Below are 17,585 nucleotides of genomic sequence, written 5' to 3' on the forward strand. Positions count from 1 at the left end.
CTCAGCTGCTAGGGCTCCAGTACTGAATTCAGGCGCGCTGAGCCACATCCACCACCGGCGCGCCGGTCATGTCAGCCAACTGCTGCGGGGTCAGATTGAACACGGCGTGCGGATGGCCGGCCGCGGCCCACAGGCTGTCGTAATTGAACAGGTCAGCGTCCAACAGCATCACCGGTTTGACGGCATGGCCGATGGGGCAGACGCCGCCAATCGCGTAACCCGTGTTGTCGCGCACGAACTTGGCATCGGCCTTGGCCAATGCGCCGACCTGCTCGGCGACCTTGGCCTCGTCCACGCGGTTGGCGCCGCTGGCGATGACGAGCACCGGCGCATTGTCGGCAGCGCGCCGGAAGATGATTGACTTCGCAATCTGCGCCACCTCGCACCCTAGCCCTGCCGCGGCTTCCGCCGATGTCTTGCCGGTTTGCGGCAGGACCACGACGGGTTTGTCGTGACCAATTTCCAGCAACAGGCGGGCCACGCGTTGGGCCGATTCGGGCAAGGCGGCAAGAGACTCAGGGGACATCGTGATGGGCTCCGTGTAAGACTGCGAACGAGTTTATCAGCGGCGGCGCGCACTGGCGTCACGCCGTGCCGGGCTAGAATGCGGACCTGGCTTTCCCCTTCCTGCCCCTCATGCGTTCCGAACCCGTCTTGCCCCTGCAAACCGCCCTGATCGGCGGCTACGCCATGTCCTACACCGAATACGGCAGCGGCGCGCCCATGGTGCTGGTGCACGGTTCCCTGTCTGACTGCCGCTACTGGAAGTCGCAGATGGCGCCGCTGGGCAAATCGTTCCGCGTGCTGGCGGTGTGCCTGCGCCGCTACTGGCCGGAATCCTGGGACGGCGAAGGCGATGGGTTTTCCATCGATCAGCACGCAGACGATGTGTTGGAATTCATTGATACCGTCGCAGGCGGCCCCGCCCATCTGGTGGGCCATTCGCGCGGCGGCCGCGTGGCGCTGGAAGTGGCCTTGCGCCAGCCCGATGCGCTGCGCAGCCTGACGCTGGCCGATCCCGGCCTGCCCTTGCCCGGTGGCGATGATGCGCGGGGCGGCTTTCGCCAGCGCGCCTTGGCGTTGATCCGGCAAGGCGAAATCGAGGAAGGCCTGGCGTTGTTCGTGGACACCGTGACGGGGCCAGACACCTGGCAGCGCATGGTGCCGTGGTTCAAAGAGATGGTGCGCGACAACGTGGGCACGCTCTTTGGCCAGGCCGACGAAAAGCCGGAAACCCTGACGCCGCAACAGATCGCCACGCTGAAGTTACCAACCCTGTTGATCGGCGGCGCGCTCAGCCCCGCGCCCTATCCTGCCGTGCTGGATGCGCTGTCGCAATGGCTGCCGCACGCGCATCGGGTCACCGTCGTGGGGTCGTCGCACGGCATGAACCTGGGCAACCCGCGCGCCTTCAACGGCGCCATCCAGGAATTTCTGGGGGGCTGAACGCCCCCGCGCTCACGGTTCGACCGAAGGCGTGTGCTTCAAGCGGCGCAGCACAAATGTAGACCGGCTGTGGCGCACGCCGCGCAGCTTGTACAGGCGCTTGCGCAGGAATTCCTCGTAGCCTTCGGTGCCGGCCACGGCCACCTTGATCAGGTAGTCATATTCGCCTGTGACAAGAAAGGCTTCGACCACTTCGGGCAGCCGGGTGATTTCTTCGCCGAACCGCGCCAGCGTCTCGTCGTCGTGGTGCTCCAGCGTCACTTCGATCATCACCGTATCCGGCAAGCCCAACGCTTTCTGGTTCAGCAGGGCCGCGTAGCCCTCAATCACCCCCGCCTCTTCCAACGCCTTCACGCGGTTCCAACAGGGTGTGGGCGACAAGCCCACCTGCTCCGCCAGCTTCAGGTTCGTCAGCCGGCCATCCGAGCGCAGCGCGCGCAGGATCTTGCGGTCGGTATCGTCGATTTTGGGAGGAGTGGACATGGGCGGCGCACCTGCAAAGAGAATATCTCTGTAAAAATCAATTCTACAAGATAGATATTTTCCATAAAGCACCAAACTGGCGTGAATCAGGAAACCTATTTTGTTTCCCTGGCCGTAGACTTTCCAGCAAGACGGGCATCTATCCCGCCCGTCGGATTTCGGCGCTTTCGCTGCGGCACAACCCGGCAGAAGCGCCGGCAGTTCCCACGCAGCAACCCGCGCGCCGATCCGCGCGGCTGGAAACCATGTCTCACGCAGCAGCAGTCCCCGCAAGAACCGGTCTGGGCCTATCCGGCGCCGCCATGCTTTTGACCGCCCCGGCGCTATTCGCCTCGAATATGGTCGCCGCCCGCTGGGCGCACGACGCCAGCCTTCCCCCTGTTTTCCTTGCCTTCGGCCGTTGGCTGCTGGCCTTTCTGATCCTGTTGCCCTTGGCCGCCCCCGCGTTGCGCACGCATCGCCGCGCGTTGTGGCGCGGCTTGCCCGCCCTGCTGCCGCTGGCCGTGCTGGGCATGGGCGTGGCCGTGGCGCCGCAATACATCGGCGCGCAGACCACCAGCGCCACCAATATCGCCCTGATCTTTTCGTGCAGCCCCATCCTGGTGGCCCTGCTGGAAGCGCTGATCTGGCGCAAGCCGCTGTCGGCGCTGCGTGCGGCCGGCTTGGCGTTGGCCTTGGGCGGCGTGCTGGTCGTGCTGTCACGCGGCGATACGCAGGCGTTGGCCCGATTGGCGTTCGGCCAGGGTGACTTGTGGGTGCTGCTGGCCGCCACCGGCTGGGCGTTCTACACCGTGCTGCAAAAGCGGCTGCCCTTGCCGGCCGTGCCGGCCAGCGCCCGGCTGGCGGTGATGATGCTGGGTGGTGTGTTGGCGCTGGCGCCGTTTGCTGGCATCGAAGCAGCGGCGGGCGCGACGCCCCCGTGGACCGATCCCCGGCTGGCGGCCGTGCTGCTGTTCCTGGCGGTGGTGCCCAGCCTGGGCGCGTACTACGTCTACGGGCGGCTGATCAGCCAGGCGGGTCCGGCAACCGCCGGGCTGTCGATGTTCCTGGTGCCGGTTTACGCCGCGCTGCTCGCGTGGCCCTTGCTGGGTGAAGCCCCGCAGTTGTTCCATGCGTATGGCTTCGTGATGATCTTGATCGGCGTAAAACTGGCCTCGTCGCGCATGCGTGCAAACGAGGCCATCGCGCCGACGGCGGCCACCGCCGCCGCCCGCGCCTGACACTGCCCGATCAGCGGCCCGAGCCTTGGGCCGCGATCACTTCCTGCGCCACTTGTCGCGGCGCTTCGGCGTAGTGCTTGAACTCCATCGTGTAGGTCGCGCGCCCTTGGGTCAGCGACCGCAGCGATGTCGAATAGCCGAACATCTCGGCCAGCGGCACTTCGGCGCGTACCACCTTGCCGCCCCCGCCCGCGATGTCTTCCATGCCCTGCACCATGCCGCGCCGTGACGACAAGTCGCCCATGACGTTGCCGGTGAAGTCTTCCGGCGTTTCCACCTCAACCTGCATCATCGGCTCAAGCAGCACCGGGTCCGCGCGCCGCATCCCTTCCTTGAACGCCATCGAGCCCGCCATCTTGAAGGCGTTTTCGTTGGAGTCCACGTCATGGTACGAACCGAAGAACAAGGTCGCCTTGATATCCACCACCGGATAGCCCGCCAGCACGCCATTGTTCAGCGATTCGCGGATGCCCTTGTCGACCGCCGGAATGAACTCGCGCGGCACCACGCCGCCCTTGATGGCGTCAACAAACTCGTAGCCCTTGCCCGGCTCTTGCGGCTCAAGCTTGAGCACCACGTGGCCGTACTGGCCGCGCCCGCCCGACTGCTTGACGAACTTGCCTTCGACCTCGTTGCAGGCCTTGCGGATGGTTTCGCGATACGCCACCTGCGGCTTGCCCACCGTGGCTTCGACGTTGAACTCGCGCTTCATGCGGTCAACCAGAATTTCCAGGTGCAGCTCGCCCATGCCCGAGATAATGGTCTGGCCCGATTCCTCGTCGGTACGCACGCGGAATGACGGGTCTTCCTGCGCCAGCCGGTTCAAGGCGATACCCATCTTTTCCTGGTCGGCCTTGGTCTTGGGTTCCACCGCCTGCGAGATCACGGGTTCGGGGAAGACCATGCGTTCAAGAATGATGATGTGCGCCGGGTCTGATAGCGTGTCGCCGGTGGTGACGTCCTTGATGCCGACGGCCGCCGCGATATCACCCGCATACACCTCGGTAATTTCGCGCCGCTCGTTGGCGTGCATCTGCAGGATGCGGCCCAGCCGTTCCTTCTTGCCCTTGATCGGGTTGTAGACCGAGTCGCCGGATTTCACCACGCCGGAGTACACGCGGAAGAACACCAGTTGCCCGACAAACGGGTCCGTCATGATCTTGAAGGCCAGCGCCGAGAACGGTTCGTTGTCGGTGGGATGGCGCTCGATTTCGCGGTCACGTTCGTCGTGGCCGTTGATGGCCGGCACGTCCACCGGCGACGGCATGTAATCAATGACGGCGTCCAGCATCGCCTGCACGCCCTTGTTCTTGAACGCGCTGCCGCACAGCATGGGCACGATCTCGTTGGCGATGGTGCGCGTGCGCAACCCCAGCTTGATCTCGTCTTCCGTCAGGGTTTCGCCAGACAGGTATTTTTCAAGCAGCGTCTCGTTGGCTTCGGCCGCTTTCTCGACCATCTTGTCGTGCCATTTCTGCGCCTCGGCCTGCAATTTTTCAGGGATGTCCACATACGTGAACTTCACGCCCTGGCTGGCGTCGTCCCACAGAATGGCCTTCATCTTGACCAGGTCGATCACGCCTTCGAAATGATCTTCGGCGCCGACAGGCAACTGGATCGGCACGGCGTCGCCCTTCAAGCGTTCGGCGATCTGGCGCTGCACGCGCAAGAAATCAGCGCCGACACGGTCCATCTTGTTCACGAAGGCCAGACGCGGCACCTTGTATTTGTTGGCCTGCCGCCAGACGGTTTCAGACTGCGGCTGCACGCCGCCCACCGCGTCGTACACCATGACAGCGCCATCCAGCACGCGCATGGACCGTTCGACTTCAATGGTGAAGTCCACGTGGCCCGGCGTGTCGATGATGTTGATGCGGTGTTCGGGGTAGTTGCCCGCCATGCCTTTCCAGAAGGCGGTGGTGGCGGCCGACGTGATGGTGATGCCGCGTTCCTGCTCTTGCTCCATCCAGTCCATCACGGCGGCGCCGTCATGGACTTCGCCGATTTTGTGGGTGATACCGGTGTAGAAGAGGATGCGCTCGGTGGTCGTCGTTTTGCCCGCGTCGATATGGGCGCTGATGCCAATATTGCGGTAAAGCTCGATACGCGTCTTGCGGGTCATGGCCTCTTCCTTGCAGGGAACCACTATGCAAAACGGCAAGCCCGACCGGGCGTTGCCGCGGCGGGCGCCATGCCGCGTGTCGTGATGGGGTGAAGCGTCACTGCGCCCGCACTGATGCGTAAATATTACGCGCCGCGCGTCAAGATACAAGCTTTGCCACTACCTTTGACGAGGGAACCTGCGCGTCATTGGTTTGCCCAGGTCATACCGGGGTATGCCCTGCCCGGCGCGCGGCATAAAAAAAGCCCCTCCGAAGAGGGGCTGTTGCGTTGGCCTGCGGCCGCACGCTTACTTCTTTTCTTCCTTCACGCGATACACCAGCACGGCGGTGGTGGCCAGCGACAGCACCTTGGCGGTGACGCTGCCCAGCAGCAGACGCGACAGGCCGCTGCGGCCGTGGCTGCCGATGAAGATCAGGTCGCAACCGGAATCGGCGGCGGCTTGCACGATACCGTCGGCCACGTTGAAGTTGGACACGGCGCGCGCTTCGGATTTGACTCCGCCGGTGTCGGCGCGGTCGGTAATCTGTTTCAGGTACTTGTCGGCTTGTTCGGCCGATGCCTTTTCGTAGTCTTCGTCGGTGATGGCGTAGGCGGCAGCCATGCCGTCAAAACCGATCGTGGCCGCAAAGGGTTGCGTCACGTAGAGGGCGACGACTTCGGCGCCAACCGAGCGTGCAAAGGAAATGCCCGCGTTGGCGGCTTGTGCCGACAGCGGCGAACCGTCGGTGGGAATCAGGATCTTCTTGAACATCTTGCCTGCTCCTGTTTGAGAGGAATCTTTATGCTACTGGAAAGCCGTCAGGTTCACATCAAGCGAACCCTGCGGGCTTGATGCGCGTCAAACGCCGCGTCAGCCCAATTGCTGGGCGGCGGCGAACAAATTGGTGCAGCGGGTGCCGGTGCGGCAATAGGCCAGCACGGGGCCCGGCAGGGTCTTCAGCAGTTCGGCGAAGCGCACCACGTCCGAAACGGTCATGGCGCTGCCCACCACGGGCTGGTATTCAATCTTCAGGCCAGCGGCTTCGGCGGCCTTGGATACGTCGGCGGCGGTGGGCTGGTCGGGGCCGCCTTCGAAGTCGGGGCGGTTGATGATGACGCTCTTGTAGCCGGCGGCGGCCACATCGGCCATGTCGTCAGGGCCCAGTTGCGGCGCGACGGCGAAGTTTTCGGTCAGGGGTTTGATCGGTGCGGACATGGCGGTTCCTTCAAATATTCAGCTGCGTATTATTGATTGTAGGAGCCGTTTTGCGCGAAGAGTTTTTCCAATTGGGTCCAGATTCCGCGGTCATCAGCAATGGAAACCGAAAAGCGCAGCATCGTCGACGGCGCCTGCGACGGTGAAAACAAGGTGCCCGGGGCCAGCAGCACCCCCTGGTCGGCCGCTACGCGCGCCAGCACTTCGGTGTCGCGGCCACAATCGGCCCAGACGAACATGCCCGCATTCGGCTCGTGCGGCACGGTCAGGCCCAGCTTCAGCAGCCCTTTCAGGCATCGCTCCCGCGCGGCGTCCACCCGCGTCCGGACGCGTTCGATATGGCGGCGGTACTGCCCTTCCATCAGCACCCGGTGGACAACGCGTTCGCCCAGTTCGGGCGAGGTCAGGCCCGCCAGCATTTTCAGGTCGGCCAGCTTTTGCAGGATCTCGGGGTTGGCGGCCACATAGCCCACACGCAGGCTCGCGGCCAGCATCTTGGAATAGCCGCTGACCAGGATGACGCGGTTCAGCCGGTCCAGCACCGCCAGCTTCATGGCGCCGCCGGGGTGCAGTTCACCATAGGTGTCGTCTTCGACCACCATGAAATCGTGGCGCTCGGCGATGCGCAGGATGTCGTAGGCGACACCCGCCGACAGCGTATGGCCCGTGGGGTTATGCACGGCGCTGTTGATGATGAAAAGCTTGGGCTTGTGCTGGGCCGCCAACTGTTCCAACAGGGCGATGTCGGGGCCATCCGGCCCACGCGGCACGCCGATCAGGCGCGCGCCAAATGCCGCCAGCCGGCCAAAGATAACGAACCACGCCGGGTCTTCCACCAACACCGTGTCGCCGGGCTTCACCAAGTGGCGGGCGATCAGGTCCAGGCCGTGGGTGACGCCGTTGGTGGTCAACAGATTCAGTTCGGGGTGGGCCGGCACGCCGTCGTTCTGCAAGGACGCGGCGATCTGCTGGCGCAGCGGCGCAAAGCCTTGGGGATGGCCATAGCTGACCAGGTTCGCCCGCACCGAGCGCCCCACGGCGCGCACGGCAGCGGCCACCATGTCGGGGTCCAGCCAATCGGCCGGCAGCAAGCCCGCACCACCCGGCATGCCCGGGCCGGTGGTTTCGCGGAACATGCTGCGCAGCAGCCAGGCGATGTCTACGCGCGCGGTGGGCGACAAGGGGGACGACGGGGCCGTCGCCACCGCCGCCAGCGGACCACTGCGCGCGCGGACGAAAAAGCCTGCCCCGCGGCGGGACTGCACCAGTCCCCGGGCCACCAGCCGGTCATACGCCTCAACCACCGTGAAGCGGCTGACGCCAGACTGTTCGGCCATTTTGCGAATGGACGGCAGGCGGGTGCCGGGCCGCAACCCTTGTTCGTCGATGCGGCGCGCCAGGCCGTCGGCCAATTGGCTGACAAGCGAGGCGTCGGCTTGGCGCACGGGCATCCAGGGCAAGGACGCTGCGGGGGAAGGGGCGGGAGTAGACCCAGGGGAAGGAGCAACTGTCATGGGGAATGGACCAGGCCAGTGATTAAAGTGACATGTAGAAGTGTATCGGTACTGTACCGATAACTATGCGTAGAGTGACAGCAATACGGCAAGCCCGCAATAGCAGATTCTTCCGCCCCGACTCTTTCTTTCGCAGCCATCATGACGCGCTCATCGCTTTACCCTTCGGCCCAGACCGCACCGGCCACGCCGCCGTCCGTATGGGAAGGCTATGGCTATGGTTTTCTGGGAGTGCTGGTCTTTTCGCTGACGCTGCCCATGACGCGCCTGGCCGTGGCTGAACTGGCCCCATTGCTGGTGGGCCTGGGACGCGCGTTGGTGGCTGCGGTGCCCGCGGTGGCGTTGCTGTGGATCACGCGCAGCCGGCTGCCGACGCGCACAGAGTGGCCTGGCGTGATCCTGGCTGCGCTGGGCATCGTGGTGGGCTGGCCGCTGGCGTCGTCACTGGCCATGCAGACCGTGCCGTCTGCCAACGGCGCCGTGTTCAACGGGCTGCTGCCGCTATCGACGGCCGCGTTCGCCGCGCTGCGTAGCGGTGAACGGCCGTCCGCCGTATTCTGGGGGTGGGCCGTGGCCGGCGCCGCGCTGGTGACGGCCTACGCGCTGCGGCAAGGCGACGGCGTCTTGACCACCGGCTATCTCTGGCTGCTGGTGGCGGTGGTGTTGGGCGGATGGGCTATGCGGAAGGCGCACGCGCCGCACGCACACTGGGCGGTTCGCGCACCATTTGCTGGGCGCTGGCGATCAGTGCCCCGGTCGTTGTGGCGCCCGTCGGCTGGATGGCCGCGCACGCCCACTGGCCCAGCGCCGCAGTCGTTTCAGCCTGCGCCTACCTGGCGTTCGGCTCCATGTTTCTGGGCTTTTTTGCCTGGTATCGCGGCCTGGCCGTGGGCGGAATCGCCCGGGTGGGGCAGGTGCAGTTGTTGCAGCCTTTCCTGACCGTCGTGGCGGCCGCATTGTTATTTGGCGAATCCGTTCAGCCGGCAACCTTCGTGTTCGCCGTCGCCGTGATCGCCGTTATTGCCGGCGGACGCCGTGCCATCGTAAGGACAAAAAAATGAATCTGTTCCCGACCAACTGGGCCGACGTGCCCCTGGCTTCCGCCTCGCTGCTGGGCCCGCTGGCCCTGTTCGCGCTGGTCAGCTCGATTACGCCGGGACCCAACAATGTGATGCTGGCGTCCTCTGGCCTGAACTTCGGCTTTCGCCGCAGCATGCCGCACCTGCTGGGCGTGAACCTGGGCTTTACGCTGATGATTTTTTTGGTGGGCATCGGGCTGGGCTCGGTGTTCCAGCAAGTGCCGCAGCTCTACACCATCCTGAAATACGCCGGCGCCGCCTACCTGCTGTATCTGGCCTGGAAGATCGCCAACTCCGGCGGCCTGGAAGATGGCGAAGCGCGTGGCAAACCGTTCACGTTCCTGCAAGCGGCGGCCTTTCAATGGGTCAATCCGAAAGCGTGGGTGATGGCGGTGGGGGTGGTGGCCACCTACACGCCGCAAAACGGCTTCTTCGCCAACCTGGTCATCGCCACGATTGTCTGCGGCGTGGTCAACCTGCCCAGCATTGGCGTGTGGGTGACGTTCGGCACCGCGCTGCGCCGCGTGCTGCACAAGCCCTGGGCGATTCGGGCCTTCAATGTGGGCATGGCCTTGCTATTGGTGGCGTCGTTGTATCCGGTGGCGCTGGACTTGGTGCATTGATCGCCAGCGTCAGGCGGCCAACAATCCCACGACGACGGCAGGCGTCACCAGGACGTTGAACAGCCCCGCCATCACCATCACCAGGCCCGCCACCGCGCCCTCGTCGGCCGCGAGTTCGCGGGCCTTTGCTGTGCCGGCGCCGTGTGCGCCCATGCCAAACAAGGCGCCGCGCGCCAGCGCCGAACGCAGCGGCAACCAGCGCCGCATCAACTGGCCGATGGCCGCGCCGAACACACCCGTCACGATCACGAACACGGCGGTCAGGTCGGGCACGCCGCCCACATGGGACGACACCGCCAGCGCGAACGGCGTGGCGACTGAACGCGGCAATAAGCTCAGGCGCAAGCCGGGCGGCAAATCCAGCAAGCTGCCCAGCATCCAGGCGCTGACGCCCGCAATCAAACTACCCACCGCCACGCCCGCCACCAGCACCGGCCAGTAGCGCCGGATCAGCGCGCGCTGCTCGTACAGCGGCAGCGCAAACGCCACGATCACGGGCCCCAGCATGGCCATCAGCCAATGCGAGCCAGACATGTAGTCGCGGTATCCGGTGTGCAGCGCAATCGCCAAGCCCAGCAGCAAGGCCGGCGCTACGACCAGCGTCGACGTCCACCAGTACGCATAGCGGCGATAAAACAGGCGCGCGCACACGTAGGCCAGCACCGTCGCCAGCGGCCAGAACACCAGGTTGAATTCAAACGGCATGGCGGTTCATCCAGCGATAGCAAAGGTCGATCGTCAACGCCGTGCCGGTCATGACCAAGGCGGTGCCAAGCAGGATGACGGCCAGCAGCTTCAGCCCCAGCACCCCCAGAAATTCGCGGTGGTCCAACAGCGACATCACGGCCGGCACAAAGAACAGCAGCATCTCGCCCAGCAGCCAGCTCGCGCCGCGATGGACGTTGCGCACGCGCAGCCGGCGGGTGGCCAGCAGCAACAGCACCAGCGCCATGCCGATGACGCCGCCCGGAACGGGCAAACCCAGCGCGTCGGCCACGGCCTGGCCCAGCAAAGAAAACACGACGATCAGCGCAATTTGCAGCACGCGGCTGCGGCGCAGGGCAACGCGCAGCATGCGGACGGGAGTAAGGAGGCGACGAGGGCGAGGGCGAGACATGGAGGGGCAGACAGGTACCAGCGGCAAGCTGATGTTTTACGCCCGCCCTGCCCATAGATAAAATGAATTCGATGAATACTCCCCATTCCAGATAGGCATAGCCATGGACCTGCGCCCCTTGCGCGCTCTGGTGGAAGTGGTCCGCCAGGGCGGCTTTTCCCAGGCAGCCAAAGTGATCTACGCCACGCAGCCCACCGTCAGCAAGGCGGTGCGCCAGCTTGAAGACGAGCTGGGCATGCCGCTCCTGGATCGCCACGCACAGCCCCTGCGGCTGACCGAAGCGGGCGAAATTGTGTACCGGCGGGCGCTGACGATGTTGGCCGAACGCGATGATCTGTACGCCGAGCTGGACGAACTCAAGGGCCTGAAACGCGGTGTGCTGCGGCTGGGGCTGCCGCCGCTTGGCAGCAGTTCGCTTTTCGCGCCGATGTTTGCGCGGTTCCGCAGCCGGTATCCGCACATCGAAATCAGCCTGGTGGAACACGGCAGCCGCCGGCTGGAAGAAATGGTGATGGCGGGTGAGATCGAATTGGCGGCCTCGTTGAAACCCGTGCCGGATCATGTGGACTGGCAGCCGGTGGCGCGCGAACCGCTGGTGGCGCTGATGCCCGCCGACCATCCGCACGCGCACGCGGCATCTGTCGGCCTGCATGAGCTGCGTGAATCGCCGTTCATCCTGTTCGAATCAGGCTTTGCGCTGAACCGCATCATCCATGAAGCCTGCCAGCGTGCGGGCTTTGCGCCCACCATCGCCGCACGCAGCGGCCAGATCGATTTCATCGTGGCGCTGGTGGCGGCCGGCTTGGGCGTGGCGTTCCTGCCGCGCATCACGGCTCGCGAAGAACTGCACGCAGGCGTGTGCCGCGTGCCCCTGCGCGACCCGGGCACGGACTGGGAAATGGTGCTGGTCTGGCGGCGCGGCGGCTATCTGTCGCACGCGGCGCAGGCGTGGCTGGCATTGACGCGCGAGGTGCATCCCGGAGTATTCTGATGCGGAACCCAGCCGGCCCGATCGGGTCATATTTTTCATGCCCGCCCTGCCCCGCCCTTCCCCCCGCAGCCTTTCCGCCCGGCGTCTCCCCATCCGCCGGCTCGTTGCCGTAGCTGTCGTCACCGCCGCCAGCGTCGTCGGCTGCTCGCACCTGGACTCCTGGCAACGCCAGACCATCTTTTCGCCCCAATCCGAACCCCAAACCTGGTGGCGCGAACCCTCCGCCGGCACCGAGGTCTACGACCTGGCGCTAGCCAACGGCGATAAGGTGCGCGCCTGGTACTGGCAAAGCCCCAAGGCCGATGCACCCACGGTGCTGTACCTGCATGGCGCGCGCTGGAACCTGAACGGCAGCGCCTTCCGCATCGACGGCTGGGCCCGCATGGGTTATTCGGTGCTGGCCATCGATTACCGCGGCTTTGGCGCATCCACCCCGCGCCTGCCGTCGGAAGAAAGTGCGCTGGAAGACGCGATGGCCGGGCTGAAGGAGCTGGCCCGCCTGCAACCCGACCCGGCACGCCGCTTCATCTACGGCCACAGCCTGGGCGGGGCGATCGCCATCGATCTGGCCGCCCGGCCTGAACAGCCGGAATTCGCGGGTTTGATCGTGGAATCCAGCTTCACCAGCATCGGCGCCATGCTCGGCACCCTGCGCTGGGGCAAGGTGCCGGGCGCCAGCCTGTTGGTGACGCAGCCATTTGCCTCCGTCGACAAGCTGGCCCAGATGCACACGCCCATGTTGTTCATGCACGGCACCGCTGACCGCGTGGTGCCGCACACCATGAGCGACGAACTCTTCGCTGCCGCTCGCAACGTGGCGCCAGATCTGAAGCGGCTGGTGAAGATCGAAGGCGCGTCGCACTCGGGCGCTTTCCGCAGCGGGCCGCAATACGACGCCGCCGTGAAGACCTTCATGCAAGACGCCTCACGCGCCTACAAACGCAAGTCCGGCTAACGCTGGCGCGGCCTTCTCCCCCCGCTTACCCTGACCGCCGGGAAAACCCGTTCTCGGGAAACTCCTATATAAAAATATCTACTAAATATATTTAACGAATATTAGACTTTGCTCCTGCTCGCCGCGCCGCTTTGGCAGCGACGGCATCTTCAGGAGAAGCCAGTTGAGTAACGTGCGTTGGCAGGGCGTATTTCCTGCCGTTACCAGTAAGTTCCATGCCGACGAAACCCTCGACTTCGAAGCGATGCGCAAGCACTTCGCCTTCCTGATCGACAACGGCGTTCACGGCTTTGTCACCTGCGGCTCGCTGGGCGAAGCCAGCACCCTGACGTTGGAAGAAAAGCTTGAGGTCACGCGCTGCGCCATCGAAGTCAGCGCCGGCCGTATTCCCGTGCTGGCCAACGTGTCCGAAACCAGCACCCGCGAAGCGCTGCGCTTCATCAAGGGCGCGGTCGAGCTGGGCGTGGACGGCTTCATGCTGATGCCATCGCTGATCTACGTGGCCGACGCGCGTGAAGCCATGCAAAGCATCCGCACCATGGCGAAAGCGGCGCAAAAGCCCTGCATGATCTACAACAACCCGGTCGCTTACCGCGTGGACCTGAAGCCCGAGCACATGGTCGAACTGGCCGACTGCCCGTGGCTTGTCGCCATCAAGGAAAGCAGCGACGACATCCGCCGCGTGACCGATCTGCGCAATGCGCTGGGCACCCGCTATCAGCTGTTCATCGGTGTGGACGACCTGTCGTTCGAAGCGCTGGCGTTGGGCGCAGACGGCCTGCTGGCAGGCCTTGTCACCGCTTTCCCGCGTGAAACCGTGGCGCTGTATGACCTGATGAAAGCCGGCCAGTGGCAAGAGGCGCTGGCGCTGTATCAATGGTTCACGCCGCTCTTGCACCTGGATGTTTCCACCAAGCTGGTGCAGAACATCAAGCTGGCCGAAACGCTGGCCGGTGTGGGCAACGAACACGTGCGCCGTCCGCGTCTGCCGCTGGTCGGCGCCGAACGCGAGCGTTGCACCGCCATCATCCAGGCCGCCATCGCCAAGCGCCCCAAGCAATACCAATCGACGTAAGCGGCCGGCTCCGGCTGAGCCAACCGCAGCACGAACGCGTTGGCGCGCGGCTTAGCCGCCGCGCGCCAGGCCCTGTCCCACGCACGCCTATCGGACACCATGCAAAGCGACATCATCCTTCAGACACGTGGCCTGACCAAGGAATTCCGCGGATTCGTGGCGGTCAACAACGTCGACCTGAGCGTGCGGCGCGGCGCCATCCATGCGCTGATCGGCCCCAATGGCGCCGGCAAGACGACGTTCTTCAATCTGCTGACCAAGTTCCACATTCCGACGCGCGGCGAAATCCTGTACGACGGCGTGGACATCACGCAGGAGCGCCCCGCGCAAACCGCGCGCCGCGGCATCGTGCGGTCGTTCCAGATTTCGGCGGTGTTCCCCCAGCTGTCCGTGCGCGAAAACGTGCGTGTGGCCTTGCAGCGCAAACTGGGCGTGGACTATTGCTTCTGGCGATCCGAAAGCACGCTGGAAAGCCTGCATCACCGCGTTGAGGAATTGCTGGACCAGGTGGGCCTGCGCACGCATCTGGACGTGGCGGCGGGTGACCTGCCCTATGGCCGCAAGCGCACCTTGGAAATCGCCACCACGCTGGCGCTGGAGCCCGAGCTGCTGCTGCTGGACGAACCCACGCAGGGCATGGGCCACGAGGACGTGGACCGCGTCAAACATCTGATCAAGCAGGTCTCGGCGGGGCGCACCATCCTGATGGTGGAACACAACATGAAAGTGGTGGCGGACATCTCCGACACCATCACCGTCTTGCAGCGAGGCGAAATCCTGGCCGAAGGCCCCTACGCGACCGTGTCCGAGAACCCGGCGGTGCGTGAAGCCTACATGGGAGCCGACGATGAATGAAGCCCTGGCCGGCGCGTCCGGCAACATGCTTGAAATCCGCAACCTGCACGCCTGGTATGGCGAATCGCACATCCTGCATGGCATCGATCTGGACGTGAAGCCCGGCGAATGCGTCACGCTGCTGGGCCGCAACGGCGCGGGCCGCAGCTCAACATTGAAATCCATCCTTGGCCTCGTCGGCCGCCGCAGCGGCTCCATCAAGGTCGAAGGCCAGGAAACGGTGGGCATGCCCACTCACAAGATCGCGCGCCGGGGCATCGGTTATTGCCCGGAAGAGCGCGGCATCTACGCGTCGCTGACCGCGGAGGAAAACCTCATGCTGCTGCCCTCGGTGGGGCCAGGCGGCATGTCGGTGGAAGAGATCTACACGATGTTCCCCAACCTGAAAGAGCGTGCGCACAGCCCCGGCACGCGGCTATCAGGCGGCGAACAGCAGATGCTGGCGATGGCGCGCATCCTGCGCACCGGCGCCCGCTTGCTGTTGCTGGATGAAATCACCGAAGGCCTGGCGCCCGTCATCGTGCAATCGCTGGGCCGCGTGATCCGGCAACTGAAAGAGCGCGGCTACACCACCGTGCTGGTCGAACAGAATTTCCGCTTCGCCCAGCACCTGGCCGACCGCCATTACGTCATTGAGCACGGTCAGGTGGTAGCCGTGATAGACCGCGCCGAGGTCCAGCAATCGCAAGACAAGCTGAACGCCTTGCTCGGTATTTGAGATTTCCGCCGTACTCCTTCCGACCGCAGTCCCCCATTCCTCCACGGAGCGTAGTCAGATGAAATTGAATCGAATCGCAGCAGCGTTGTTCGTCCTGGGCTTCACCGGCGCGGTGCCTGCGGGCGCGGCGCACGCGCAAGCCAAGATCAGCGACGACGTCGTCAAGGTCGGCGTGCTGACCGACCTGTCCGGCGTGTATTCCGACCTGGCCGGCAACGGCTCGGTGATAGCCGCGCGCCTGGCCGCCGAAGAGATGGGCAACAAGGTGCTGGGCAAGCCGGTTGAAGTGATTGCCGCCGACCACCAGAACAAGCCCGACGTCGCCGCCAACCTGGCGCGCGAATGGTTCGACCAGGGCAAGGTCGACATGATCACCGACTTCCCCACCGCGTCCACCGCGCTGGCCGTGATGGAAATTGCCAAGCAGAAGAACCGCGTGACGATGCCGTCGGCGGGCTTGTCCACCGCGATCCTGGGCGAAAAATGTTCGCCGTTGAATGCGCAATGGACGACCAACACCTATGCGCTGGCAGCCGGCACGGCGCGCGCACTGGTGAAGGAGGGCAAGAAGACCTGGTACTTCATCACCGCTGACTACACCTTTGGCCACTCGCTGGAAAAGGACGCCACCGAAGTCATCCAGGAAAATGGCGGCACCGTGGTGGGCGTGTCGCGCCACCCGTTCCCCGGCAACGATTTCTCGTCGTTCCTGCTGAAGGCGCAGGCCTCGAAGGCGGACGTGATTGCGCTGGCCAACGCCGGCAACGACACCGTCAACGCCGTGAAGCAAGCCAACGAGTTCGGCATCAACAAGAAGCAGATCGTCGCGCCGCTGTTGACCTATATCTCGGACGTGCACAGCATGGGCCTGCCCAAAGCGCAGGGCATGTACCTGACCGAAGCGTTCTACTGGGACTACGACGACGCCTCGCGCGCCTGGGCCAAGAAGTTCTTCGAGAAAGCCAAGAAGATGCCCACGGCCTCGCAAGCCGGTGTGTATTCGGCCACGCTGTCCTACCTGAAGGCGATTGAAGCGGCCGGCACTGACGACGCGCCCGCCGTGATGGCCAAGCTGCGCGAAATGACCATCAACGACGCCGTGATCCGCAACGGAAAGCTGCGCGCCGACGGCGCGCTGGTGCACGACATGCTGCTGTTGCAGGTGAAGACGCCCGCCGAATCCAAGGCCCCGTGGGACTACTACAACGTGAAATCCGTGCTCAAGGGCGACGAGGTATTCCCCAAGCCCCAGGCCGCCTGCCCGCTGAACAAGTCGTAAGCCCATCATGTTCGACATCTCGCTTCCCGCGCTGCTGGCCCAACTGTTGGTGGGGCTGATCAACGGCTGCTTCTACGCCATCCTGAGCATGGGCCTGGCCATCATTTTCGGCCTGCTCAACATCGTCAACTTCACGCACGGTGCGCAGTTCATGATGGCGGCGTTCCTGGCGTGGATCGGCTTCACGCAGTTGCCGCAACTGCTTGGCCCCGGCGTGCAAATCAACTTCTGGGCGGCGCTGATTCTTGCGCCGCTGGTCGTGGGCGCGGTGGGCGTCGTGATCGAAAAGACGCTGCTCAAACGGCTCTATCACCTGGACCACCTGTACGGGCTGCTGCTGACCTTCGGCATTGCACTGATGATGGAAGGCGGCTTTCGCTACTTCTACGGCATATCCGGCGTGGGGTACGAGCCGCCCGAGATCCTGCAAGGGGGTTTCGATCTGGGCTTCATGTTCCTGCCCGCGTATCGGGGCTTCGTGGTGGTGGCGTCGCTGACGCTATGCATCGCCACCTGGTATCTGTTCGAGCGCACCCGGCTGGGCGCGATGCTGCGCGCAGGCACTGAAAACCCCAAGCTGCTGCAGGCGTTTGGCGTGAACGTGCCGGTGATGATCACGCTGACCTATGGCTTCGGCGTGGCGCTGGCGGGCGTGGCGGGCGTGTTGGCCGCGCCCGTCATGCAGATCAACCCGCTGATGGGGTCGAACCTGTTGAACATCGTGTTCGCAGTGGTGGTGATTGGCGGACTGGGTTCCATCATGGGCGCCATCGTCACGGGCCTGGCGCTGGGCCTCTTGGAAGGGCTGACCAAGGTGTTCTACCCGGAAGCGTCCACCGTTGTCGTGTTCATCGTGATGGCCGTTGTGCTGCTGATGCGCCCCGCGGGCCTGTTCGGCAAGGAGAAATAAG

The 17,585-nt window shown here is 64.5% G+C and carries 18 protein-coding genes and 1 pseudogene; 11 read left to right on the forward strand and 8 right to left on the reverse strand.

The window, feature by feature from the left end:
* Positions 1–28: 28 nt before the first annotated feature.
* Complete coding sequence (locus HV765_RS27720; protein WP_054427380.1) at positions 29–526, reverse strand: YbaK/EbsC family protein; 498 nt, start codon at positions 524–526, stop codon at positions 29–31.
* A gap of 110 nt (positions 527–636) precedes the next feature.
* Here HV765_RS27720 and HV765_RS27725 point away from each other — a divergent pair, with 110 nt between their 5' ends.
* Complete coding sequence (locus HV765_RS27725) at positions 637–1,446, forward strand: alpha/beta fold hydrolase (RefSeq protein ID WP_054427347.1); 810 nt, start codon at positions 637–639, stop codon at positions 1,444–1,446.
* Between the two features lie 12 nt (positions 1,447–1,458).
* Here HV765_RS27725 and HV765_RS27730 read toward each other — a convergent pair whose 3' ends face one another.
* A complete protein-coding gene (locus tag HV765_RS27730; protein WP_175171626.1) occupies positions 1,459–1,929 on the reverse strand; it encodes an Lrp/AsnC family transcriptional regulator in 471 nt (156 codons plus the stop codon).
* 302 nt (positions 1,930–2,231) lie between these two features.
* On the opposite strand from HV765_RS27730, the gene HV765_RS27735 reads away from it, so the two are divergent.
* On the forward strand, positions 2,232–3,149 hold the full coding sequence (locus HV765_RS27735; RefSeq protein ID WP_175171627.1) for a DMT family transporter: 918 nt from the start codon (positions 2,232–2,234) through the stop codon (positions 3,147–3,149).
* 10 nt (positions 3,150–3,159) lie between these two features.
* Here the strand turns inward: HV765_RS27735 and fusA are convergent, their stop codons facing one another.
* The 4 genes from fusA to HV765_RS27755 form a co-directional block, all read right to left on the reverse strand.
* Positions 3,160–5,271 carry an elongation factor G gene (gene fusA / locus HV765_RS27740; RefSeq protein ID WP_054427344.1) on the reverse strand — a complete coding sequence of 704 codons (2,112 nt, stop codon included), beginning with the start codon at positions 5,269–5,271 and terminating at the stop codon, positions 3,160–3,162.
* 288 nt (positions 5,272–5,559) lie between these two features.
* Entirely contained in the window at positions 5,560–6,024 is a 465-nt protein-coding gene (locus HV765_RS27745; protein WP_054427343.1) for a universal stress protein, read from the reverse strand.
* Between the two features lie 99 nt (positions 6,025–6,123).
* Positions 6,124–6,468, reverse strand: coding sequence for a protein tyrosine phosphatase family protein (locus HV765_RS27750; protein WP_054427342.1), 345 nt, complete (start codon positions 6,466–6,468; stop codon positions 6,124–6,126).
* A gap of 29 nt (positions 6,469–6,497) precedes the next feature.
* Positions 6,498–7,913, reverse strand: coding sequence for an aminotransferase-like domain-containing protein (locus HV765_RS27755; RefSeq protein ID WP_156337011.1), 1,416 nt, complete (start codon positions 7,911–7,913; stop codon positions 6,498–6,500).
* Between the two features lie 210 nt (positions 7,914–8,123).
* Here HV765_RS27755 and HV765_RS27760 point away from each other — a divergent pair.
* Together HV765_RS27760 and HV765_RS27765 are read left to right on the forward strand one after the other, a co-directional pair.
* Positions 8,124–9,043, forward strand: a pseudogene (locus HV765_RS27760) (DMT family transporter).
* Positions 9,040–9,684: a LysE family translocator gene (locus HV765_RS27765; RefSeq protein WP_054427339.1), complete on the forward strand. Its 645-nt coding sequence runs from the start codon at positions 9,040–9,042 to the stop codon at positions 9,682–9,684. The pseudogene HV765_RS27760 and the gene HV765_RS27765 overlap by 4 nt, the downstream one beginning before the upstream one ends.
* Positions 9,685–9,693: 9 nt before the next feature.
* On the opposite strand, the gene HV765_RS27770 is transcribed toward HV765_RS27765, so the two are convergent.
* A complete protein-coding gene (locus tag HV765_RS27770) occupies positions 9,694–10,389 on the reverse strand; it encodes an LrgB family protein (RefSeq protein ID WP_175171628.1) in 696 nt (231 codons plus the stop codon).
* Positions 10,379–10,801 carry a CidA/LrgA family protein gene (locus HV765_RS27775; protein ID WP_175171629.1) on the reverse strand — a complete coding sequence of 141 codons (423 nt, stop codon included), beginning with the start codon at positions 10,799–10,801 and terminating at the stop codon, positions 10,379–10,381. Before HV765_RS27775 ends, HV765_RS27770 begins: the two co-directional genes overlap by 11 nt.
* Positions 10,802–10,904: 103 nt before the next feature.
* On the opposite strand from HV765_RS27775, the gene HV765_RS27780 reads away from it, so the two are divergent.
* From HV765_RS27780 to HV765_RS27810, 7 genes are all read left to right on the forward strand, one after another.
* A complete protein-coding gene (locus tag HV765_RS27780; RefSeq protein WP_175171630.1) occupies positions 10,905–11,792 on the forward strand; it encodes a LysR family transcriptional regulator in 888 nt (295 codons plus the stop codon).
* A 37-nt stretch (positions 11,793–11,829) separates the two neighbouring features.
* Positions 11,830–12,747: an alpha/beta hydrolase gene (locus HV765_RS27785; RefSeq protein ID WP_175171631.1), complete on the forward strand. Its 918-nt coding sequence runs from the start codon at positions 11,830–11,832 to the stop codon at positions 12,745–12,747.
* Positions 12,748–12,910: 163 nt separating this feature from the next.
* Positions 12,911–13,822, forward strand: coding sequence for a dihydrodipicolinate synthase family protein (locus tag HV765_RS27790; RefSeq protein WP_175171632.1), 912 nt, complete (start codon positions 12,911–12,913; stop codon positions 13,820–13,822).
* A 99-nt stretch (positions 13,823–13,921) separates the two neighbouring features.
* Entirely contained in the window at positions 13,922–14,677 is a 756-nt protein-coding gene (locus tag HV765_RS27795) for an ABC transporter ATP-binding protein (protein WP_054427379.1), read from the forward strand.
* The gene (locus HV765_RS27800; protein ID WP_054427333.1) at positions 14,670–15,395 is read left to right on the forward strand and encodes an ABC transporter ATP-binding protein; all 726 of its coding nucleotides are present in this window, start codon (positions 14,670–14,672) and stop codon (positions 15,393–15,395) included. Before HV765_RS27795 ends, HV765_RS27800 begins: the two co-directional genes overlap by 8 nt.
* Before the next feature lie 58 nt (positions 15,396–15,453).
* Complete coding sequence (locus HV765_RS27805) at positions 15,454–16,674, forward strand: ABC transporter substrate-binding protein (protein WP_054427332.1); 1,221 nt, start codon at positions 15,454–15,456, stop codon at positions 16,672–16,674.
* 7 nt (positions 16,675–16,681) lie between these two features.
* Complete coding sequence (locus tag HV765_RS27810) at positions 16,682–17,584, forward strand: branched-chain amino acid ABC transporter permease (protein ID WP_054427331.1); 903 nt, start codon at positions 16,682–16,684, stop codon at positions 17,582–17,584.
* Position 17,585: the final 1 nt, after the last annotated feature.

Origin of the sequence: Achromobacter kerstersii, from assembly GCF_902859595.1 — a bacterium.
Classification (GTDB): domain Bacteria; phylum Pseudomonadota; class Gammaproteobacteria; order Burkholderiales; family Burkholderiaceae_B; genus Achromobacter; species Achromobacter kerstersii.